Here is a 1,038-nt window from a genome sequence, read left to right as displayed (position 1 = left end):
TTTGTCATGGAGCCATAGATATTGTACTTTTACTTGCTATAATATTTTTGATTCTTTCTTTGATTGTAATATAACCTAGCGAAGAAATCAATCTTTGATTGTTATAAAAATGTGTATATTCTTTTAATTTTTCTCTCAATAATTCTACTGTGATATTTTTATTTAATCGTGAATAAAATTCTCTTTCGTCTATGCCGTGTACTCTTTCTACTACGCCGTTATATCTTGGTGTTGCTACAGGAATATATCTTCTCTCTAATTTATTTTTTAAGCAGTATTCATCAAAAATATTTATTTTAGGAGTATTAATACAGCGATAAGTATATTCCATACCATTATCTGTTTGTATAGCCTGTATCTTAAAAGGTGAAGTTTTTAAGACATATTTTAAGAAAGATAAAGCAATAGAAGGTGTTTTATCTTCATAGATTTCTCTCCAACTATAACGAGCAGCTAAATCTACAGCAGTGAATTGATAAACTGTTTTTCTGCCTAATTTGATATATTTAGTGTCTATTTGAACTATTTTGCCTTTTTTTTGTATTTTAGAGACAAATTTTCGTTTATCATATCGCTTCTTTTTCTTTTTTGTTTTATATCTCCAAAGATTATTTCTTTTTAGTACATTCTCTATAGCTGTAACACCTATCTTAATGCCTTCACGGTTCAAATATGCTTTAATATAATGCTTACCTCGATATTCTTTAGTATAGAGTTTAATAATTAAATTAATAGCTTCTTGATTATTAAAGATATTTGGGGAAGTTTTTGGTCTAGTGCTAAAATTGGCGACAGTTCCAGTGTCTTTATATTTTTTAAGCCAAGCATAAAAAGTAGATTTGGGTATTTCTTCTATCTTTAAAAATCTTTTAATATTTTTAGTTTCTAATGCTTCATCCACTATAAATAATTTAAATTCTGTGCTATAATCTTTTTTCATAGTAGCATCCTTTTTATTTGTTTTCTGTTCAAAATATTATAACAAGGATACTGCTTTTTTTATACTAAAAAATGTCCAATATCTCATACTCCTAAACA

General features: G+C 26.7%; 1 protein-coding gene. It reads right to left on the bottom strand.

Annotated features, from left to right (window positions below; genetic code table 11):
- Nucleotides 1-4: 4 nt before the first annotated feature.
- Nucleotides 5-940, bottom strand: coding sequence for a DDE-type integrase/transposase/recombinase (locus EPJ72_RS12825; RefSeq protein WP_158636908.1), 936 nt, complete (start codon nucleotides 938-940; stop codon nucleotides 5-7).
- Nucleotides 941-1,038: the final 98 nt, after the last annotated feature.

The sequence above is a fragment of the Brachyspira pilosicoli genome (assembly GCF_008016535.1).
GTDB classification, from domain to species: domain Bacteria; phylum Spirochaetota; class Brachyspiria; order Brachyspirales; family Brachyspiraceae; genus Brachyspira; species Brachyspira pilosicoli_A.
The sequence above is the reverse complement of the archived record's forward strand: the minus strand, read 5'-3'. Positions and strand labels throughout refer to the sequence as shown.